At 50.6% G+C, this 7885-nt stretch carries 5 protein-coding genes; 2 read left to right on the top strand and 3 right to left on the bottom strand.

All coding sequences use genetic code 11. The features are described from left to right. Nucleotides 1–247 precede the first annotated feature (247 nt). The 3 genes from rpoB to rpsT form a co-directional block, all read right to left on the bottom strand. Nucleotides 248–3613 carry a DNA-directed RNA polymerase subunit beta gene (rpoB, locus tag LAY41_RS21885; protein ID WP_249102895.1) on the bottom strand — a complete coding sequence of 1122 codons (3366 nt, stop codon included), beginning with the start codon at nt 3611–3613 and terminating at the stop codon, nt 248–250. Nucleotides 3614–4207: 594 nt separating this feature from the next. Continuing rightward, nucleotides 4208–4984, bottom strand: a complete 777-nt coding sequence (locus tag LAY41_RS21880; protein WP_249102894.1) for a TatD family hydrolase — start codon at nt 4982–4984, stop codon at nt 4208–4210. Nucleotides 4985–5145: 161 nt separating this feature from the next. Beyond that, a complete protein-coding gene (gene rpsT, locus LAY41_RS21875; RefSeq protein ID WP_249102893.1) occupies nt 5146–5454 on the bottom strand; it encodes a 30S ribosomal protein S20 in 309 nt (102 codons plus the stop codon). A gap of 216 nt (nt 5455–5670) precedes the next feature. Between rpsT and hisD the strand changes: the two genes are divergently transcribed. After that, a complete protein-coding gene (gene hisD, locus LAY41_RS21870) occupies nt 5671–7062 on the top strand; it encodes a histidinol dehydrogenase (protein WP_249102892.1) in 1392 nt (463 codons plus the stop codon). Between the two features lie 269 nt (nt 7063–7331). Further along, nucleotides 7332–7757, top strand: coding sequence for a universal stress protein (locus LAY41_RS21865; protein ID WP_249102891.1), 426 nt, complete (start codon nt 7332–7334; stop codon nt 7755–7757). Nucleotides 7758–7885 lie beyond the last annotated feature (128 nt).

Genomic DNA, 7885 nt, shown 5'->3' with positions numbered 1-7885 from the left:
AAGAATAAGAACGTGAGTTTTTTTGGTGGCCTATGTGTAAGGATTATGATGTCTTTACTCATTGTTGGTGTTAGGGCGATCTCGTCAAATTCTTTGTTTTCATCGGTGGTTAATTTTTTAACGCTGATGAAGACGGATGAAGACAGCTAAGAATAATCTTCAAATTTCTTTTAAATCCAAAACCCCTTTAATTTTAGATTTTAGATTTCTAGGAAATTTGAAATCCAAAATCTAAAATCTAAAATTCCTAGTCTTCCTCTACCAAATCTTCGCGGCTGAGCGACTCATAAGTAGGTTTAGATGGCGTGCGCCGATTTCCCACATCTGCCATCAGGTCTACCTCCACATCGCGACTGCTGCCATCTTCTGCTGTCTCCACCTTGTGGACTGCGATATCCAGTCCCAGAGATTGCAGTTCTCGCATGAGAACCTTGAAAGATTCGGGAGTGCCGGGACGGGGAATGGACTTGCCCTTCACGATCGCATTCAGCGCCTCGTTCCGTCCCTGCATATCATCCGATTTCACAGTCAGCAACTCTTGCAGGGTATAGGCAGCGCCAAAAGCTTCCAGCGCCCAAACTTCCATCTCTCCAAAGCGTTGACCGCCCTGTTGCGCCTTGCCACCCAGAGGCTGCTGCGTCACCAGAGAGTAGGGTCCGGTAGAACGAGCGTGAATCTTGTCATCCACAAGGTGAACGAGTTTGAGCATATACGCCTTGCCAATAGTTATGGGCCGATCGAATGCCTCCCCCGTCCGCCCATCGTAGACAGTTATCTTGCCCGGATTTTCTGGGTCAAACAGCCAATCTTTGCCCGTCTCTTCCCGCGCCTGTTCCAGTTTGCCGTGAACTGTGGTGCGCGAAGCTTCTAAGCCGTAGCGCTCGTCAAAAGGAGTGATCTTGAACCGCGTACCCAGATTTTCCCCAGCCCAGGAGAGCAGACACTCGAATACCTGACCCACATTCATCCGGCTTGGCACCCCCAACGGATTCAACACAATATCCACTGGCGTTCCATCTGGCAGGTAGGGCATATCTTCTAGGGGGAGAATGCGGGAGATAATCCCCTTATTCCCGTGGCGACCCGCCATCTTATCCCCCACCTGAATCTTGCGCTTTTGGGCAACATAAACTCGCACCACCATATTTGCGCCGGGGGGAAGTTCGTCACCTTGTTCTCTGGTGAAAACTCGCACATCCACCACTCGTCCCTTCTCACCATTCGGCACCCGCAGCGAGTTGTCCCGCACATCGCGAGCCTTTTCCCCAAAGATCGCTCGCAGCAGCTTCTCTTCTGGAGGTTGGTCAGATTCGCCCTTTGGCGTCACCTTGCCCACGAGGATATCGGACGCCTCTACCCAAGCCCCAATGCGGATGATGCCCGTCTCATCCAGTTGGCGAAGAGAATCTTCCCCCACATTGGGAATTTCTCTCGTGATTTCTTCCGGGCCCAGCTTCGTTTGGCGAGCCTCGATCTCGTACTTCTCGATATGGATAGAAGTGTAGATATCGTCAGAGACGAGACGCTCGTTGATGAGGATGGCATCCTCGTAGTTGTAACCTTCCCAAGGCATATAGGCCACGAGGATATTGTGACCCAGAGCGATTTCGCCACCCTCAGTTGCCGAACCATCTGCCAAAACCTGACCCGCCTTCACTACAGCGCCTATCTTCACCAGCGGACGTTGGTTGAGACAAGTATCTTGGTTCGATCGCTGATACTTCTGCAAGATATATTCAACTTCTTGTTCGTTGCGAGCTTGACGTGCTTCAGCTTTCGTAGGGGAAATAGTATTTTGTTGTCCCTCTGCCCCTTCTGGACGATGCGTCTTCACCCGAATCCTCTCTGCATCCAGATAAGTCACCTCACCATCGTGGCGAGAAACTATCACCATGCCGCTATCACGGGCCGCCTGCGCCTCCAACCCAGTCCCCACCAGCGGACGCTCCGGCTTCAGCAACGGAACCGCTTGGCGCTGCATATTCGACCCCATCAGCGCTCGGTTCGCATCATCGTGTTCCAAAAAAGGAATCAGGGATGTCGCCACAGAAATGATCTGGACTGGAGAGACCGCCATATAATCCACCTGCATAGGCGTAGTAGTGGTGAATTCTTGGCGATAGCGAACCGGAACAGTTTCCCCCAAGATTTTTCCCTCTTCATCTATGGGAATATCCCCCGGCGCAACCCGCTTATCATCTTCCTCATCCGCAGTCATATAGGCAGGGATGCGAGAACTCAATATCTTGCCATTTTCCACAGGCCAGAAAGGAGTTTCCAGAAAGCCATATTGATTTACCCGCGCATGAGTCGCCAGAGAACTGATCAGACCCGCATTCGGTCCTTCTGGCGTCTCAATGGGACAAATCCGTCCGTAGTGGGAGGGGTGAATATCTCGCACCGCAAAACCCGCCCGCTCTCTCGTCAAACCGCCAGGGCCGAGTGCTGAGAGTCGGCGCTTGTGAGTCAACTCTGCCAGTGGATTGGTCTGGTCCATAAACTGAGATAGCTGACTAGAGCCAAAAAACTCCTTAATCGCCGCCACCAAAGGCTTCGGATTCACCAAACTGGCGGGAGTCAGAGATTCCGCATCCGAGACAGTCATCCTTTCCCGAATAATCCGCTCCAACCGATTTAGCCCCACCCGCACCTGGTTCTGAAGGAGTTCCCCCACCGATCGCACCCGGCGATTTCCCAAGTGGTCGATATCATCCGTGCTGCCAATATCAAATTCCAGATTGATGAGATAGTCGATGCAACAGAGAATATCTGGCGGCGTCAGCACCCGCACTGTATCCGCCACCGAAAGTCTCAACTTTCGATTCAGCTTATACCTGCCCACCCGACCCAAATCGTATCGCTTCGGGTCAAAAAATCGACTATCCAACAGCTGCTGTCCCCCAGAAACTGTGGGCGGCTCACCCGGTCGCAGCTTGCGATATAGCTCCATCAGGGCTTCCTCCTCTGTCGGATTCCCCTCCTTCTCCAAAGTCTTCTGAAAATATTCTGGGTGGCGCAGGGCATCAAAGATTTCGTTATCCAACAGTCCCAGACTCTTCAGCAACACTTGGGCGCTGAGTTTGCGGGTCTTGTCGATGCGTACCCACACGAGGTCGTTCTTATCTGTCTCAAACTTCAGCCACGCTCCTCTGTTGGGGATGAGGCTGGCGCTGTAGGTGCGCCGTCCGTTTTTGTCCACCTCTGACTTATAGTAAACCCCAGGACTGCGGACAATCTGGTTCACTATTACTCGTTCCGCTCCATTAATAATAAAAGTGCCGCGATCGGTCATCAGAGGCAAATCCCCAATGAAGACCTCCTGCTCCTTTATTTCGCCAGTTTCCTTATTAATCAGCCGTGTAGGCACATACATCTGCACGGCGTAAGTGCTGTCCCGGCGCTTCGCCTCATCCACATCATATTTGGGACGCTTCAGCTTGTAATCCTTTCCCAAGAAATGCAACTCCAGCTTGCCGGTGTAGTCGGTAATCGGCGAGAAGCTGTTCAGTTCCTCAATTAGCCCCTCTTCCAGAAACCAGCGAAAGCTCGCTCGCTGAATCTCAACTAAGTCTGGTAAAGTGACAGTGGGTTCCGTGTAAGTCTGATTAGTCATCGGGTAGCGAGTAGTGGGTAACTTTTTTTACTGAATACCAAACGGTCAGTTTATGTGCGTGCAAAGTATATCTTGGAAAAAACTGATAGTAAGGGCGAGTCGCTTGCGACACGATCGGGGTGGGATGTCATTATAGTTGATAGTTGGCATTGTCCGCTCGTATATTGCCCGAACTCAAGGGCGCATCCATTGGGGAGGAAGCATTCGGTAACATATCTTTGGCTTTAACCAACAAGTTATCCAAGGGAATGCTTCGCACCTATACGGTTTATGGTTTTTGGGTAGGAGTGGTGAATAGATCTACTAAGCCCCTATTTTCAGATTTGTTTCCGTTTTCCAACAGATAGCACACACAAGTGCCCTCTGATTATTATTTGTGGCGGTGAATTGTGGCCTAAAATGGCTACGCTGTGCAGATTAAGTCAAGATAGAGTTCATAGCGCCTTATTCCTTTTACCATTATGGCGCAAGCTTTAACCTATTGACGTGAAAATCATCCGAAATCCGCACAACGGAATTCTGGATTTCGATCGGATCGCAGTCAAACACGATCGCCTATCATAGCAAACAAAACCATTATACAAGTCATGCCCCCTAACTAAAGCCAAACAGTCGATAGGCATTTTCAGTGGTAATTTTCGCGATCTCTTCCGTCGAGACACCCCGCAGACAAGCCACTCGGTCAGCAACATACCGCACATAAGCCGGTTCGTTGCGTTTACCCCGCTTGGGCACTGGTGCCAAAAAAGGGCAATCCGTCTCAATCAGCAAGCGCGATATCGGTACTATCCTAGCCGATTCATGAATTTGGGTGGCGTTTTTGAATGTCACAATACCGCTAAAGCTGATATAGAAACCCAAATCTACAAACCATTCCGTTTCTTGGGGCCCTCCTCCCCAACAGTGCATAACTCCTTGTACCGCGCCCCTAGAGGCCCAATAATCCTGCAATAGCTCTCGCATTCGCGCTGCTGCGTCGCGACAGTGGATAATCACTGGCTTATCGAGTTTCTTCGCCACATCTAGCTGAGCCAAAAAAGCAGTTTCTTGTATGGCTTGGTTTTCTGCCTTATAAAAATCTAATCCCATTTCGCCTATAGCAACTACTTTGGGATCGGACTTTCCTAAAGACAGAATTTGGTCTTCGGACTGGGGTACCCATTTATGGGCGTCTAGGGGATGCAACCCGACAGCAAAGAACACTTCGGGAAACTTGTGAGCTAGAGCTTGAATGCTTGCGAATTCATCCGGTTCCACGCAGGAATGCACCAGACGAATCACGCCTGCTTCTAGCCATCGCTGTCGCACTGCCTCCAGTTCAGACTGAAACACATCAAAATTGATGTGGACGTGGGTGTCGATCAACTGCATTAAGAAGGGGAGGGGGCAAAGGGGCTAGGGAAGTCACTCATTCAAAAGTCAAAACAAGGGCTTAAGAAGGAAGAGGGAGAGGGAAGAGGGGATTTTGGATTTTAGCTCGGCAAATTTAAATCTAAAATTTGCCATTCCCAACTACCTAATACCACAAACAGCTAGGAAGCAGCAGATGCTGTATTGCTGTCGTAGCGTTTGAGAGCGCGGGCCAAGCGAGATTTTTTGCGAGCCCCATTATTGGGATGTAATATACCTCGCTTAACCGCTTTGTCAATTTTGCTATAGGCAGATGCCATGCGCTGCTGTACTTCCTGTAGCGATTCAGGGCTAGGCTTGGCACCGTGGCTTTGGAGGGCCGCCAAGAAGTTTTTAGTCAGGGTCTTGACCGCTGAACTGTAAGCTTTGTTACGCAAACGGTTGCGTTCTGCAATTTGAACTCGCTTAATAGCGGACTTAGTGTTAGCCACTGCTCAGTACCAAAGTAACTCTATAATAATGAACATTCAAAATCCTCGAAGACTTAATATAACATCTATCCTGACGAGAGAGCGATCCCGATAAAAATCCACGTTAAGCTAGAGAAACGAGTACGGGTAACGCTGGCATCTGCAATTTTTGGCCTGGATGCCTTTTGACCCATTCTCAAAAAGGGTAATTCCAAAGGAAACGGCATTCCTAACTCCATGCTGCGAATCATTACTCAGCGGATTGAGGCAGAGGCGGAATTGCGGCGTATCCGCGATCGCACTTCCACTGACCAAATTGTTCACAAAGAAGCAACAGTTCGGGAAGTCCTACAGGCGGTAAAGCGCCAAGGCGACCGGGCAGTGTTGCATTATACTCAAGAATTTGACCTTACCTATCTGACTTCAGAACAGCTGCGGGTGAGCGGATCGGAATTAGATGCCGCTTACCAACAGGTGTCCAAAGAGTTACTGGAGGCAATTCAGTTCGCAAGAGGACAGATAGAAGCGTTTCACCGACAGCGAGTCCCCAAATCCTGGGTTCAGTTTAAAGACGATGAGGTAGTGTTGGGGAAGCGTTACACCCCAGTAGACCGGGCTGGCATCTACATTCCTGGCGGTCGGGCTGCCTATCCCAGTACCGTTTTGATGAATGCCATCCCGGCGAAAGTGGCTGGCGTGCCTCGAATTGCGATGGTGACGCCACCAGCGAGTCCGAGTCAGCTTACCGGGCTAGAGGCAACAAAATCAGAGTTGAAGTCCTCGCAAATGGCTGCTGGCATCTCCCCTGCGGCGATTAATCCGGCGGTACTGGTGGCAGCACAGGAAGCGGGAGTCCACGAAATCTATCGGGTGGGGGGCGCTCAAGCGATCGCCGCCTTGGCCTACGGGACAGAAACTATACCCAAGGTAGATGTAATTACTGGCCCAGGTAACATTTATGTGACGCTGGCCAAAAAATTAGTCTACGGTACGGTTGGGATTGACTCGTTAGCAGGGCCATCAGAAGTACTGGTAATTGCCGATAAAACGGCCAACCCAGTTTATGTGGCGGCGGACTTGTTGGCGCAAGCAGAACACGACCCAATGGCAGCTGCCATCCTGGTAACTACCGATGAACTGCTGGCGCAGAAAGTACAGGCAGAAGTGGAATGGCAATTGCGGGATCACCCGCGACGCCTGCTAACGGAAAAAGCTCTAGCACACTACGGCTTAATTGTTGTGGTCGAGTCGCTAGGAGTAGCAGCGGAACTTTCCAACGAATTCGCGCCAGAACATCTGGAACTGGAAGTGGATGACCCTTGGGCGATGCTGGAGCTAATTCGCCATGCCGGTGCCATATTTATGGGTTCCTCAACCCCCGAAGCGGTGGGAGACTACCTGGCAGGGCCTAACCACACTCTGCCGACTTCTGGTGCAGCCCGCTACGCTTCAGCACTGGGAGTGGAAACCTTCATGAAACACTCGTCAATTATTAGTTATTCGCCAACCGCACTCCAAAAGGTAGCCAACGCGATCGATGTTCTAGCTAATGCCGAAGGGCTTCCTTCTCACGCCGAGTCAGTGCGACTCCGTATGCCCAAGCGAGAGCCTGGGAACGAGGGGTTGTAAGCCCTTAAGGGCTAAAAGCTGGGGCTTGATGCGGTATCGTAAAGTCTGATGGCATCAGTTCGCCAACGAAGCGGTTGGCATACCGCTTCTTCTAAACTTATCCATCCCAGTTCTAAGCCTAACGGCTATGAGGTGGGGCGAAGGCAAAGCGGAAAAAACTGTAAAATACATTTGACAAGTTTAATGCCACAATATCGCTAAACTAAACCCAGTCCTGAATGGTCGGTGTCGATCGCTAAGTTTTTAATTCTTCTGAGGAGATTTCATCTGTGATCAAAACAATTCTGGTGGCCCTTGATGCTTCAGAGCTATCGGAGCAGGTGATTGGGACTCTATATGAGATCCAATTGCAACCCGCAATGAAAATCATCCTTTCTCACGTTATGCCTCCACCAGAAGCTGACACAGAATGGGCCGCCGACCGGCCTCACGGTAATTCGGAGGAACTGCCTTACAGATATATTGAAAAGCAGTTGCAATCTTACCAGGCCAACTTGCCTTGCCAAAGTGAATTAGAAATTGTCACAGGCGACCCAGCCGAAGAAATTATCCGCCTTGCTAATATCTATCAAGCCGACCTGATTGTGATTGGGAGCCGTGGTTTAACTGGTTTGAAGCGGATTTTGCAGGGGTCTGTCAGCAGTCAAGTGGTTGCGGAGGCCCCTTGTTCGGTGCTAGTAGTGAAGCCGAGATAGCAACAGAACTTATCGGCTCTTCCGTATTTACTATGCTATTTGAGCGCTTGTGCAGAGGGGCAGAGGGGCAGAGGGGCAGAGGGGCAGAGGGGCAGAGGGGCAGAGGGGCAGAGGGGCAGAGGGGCAGA

The organism is Argonema galeatum A003/A1 (assembly GCF_023333595.1).
Lineage (GTDB): Bacteria > Cyanobacteriota > Cyanobacteriia > Cyanobacteriales > Aerosakkonemataceae > Argonema > Argonema galeatum.
The sequence above is the reverse complement of the archived record's forward strand: the minus strand, read 5'-3'. Positions and strand labels throughout refer to the sequence as shown.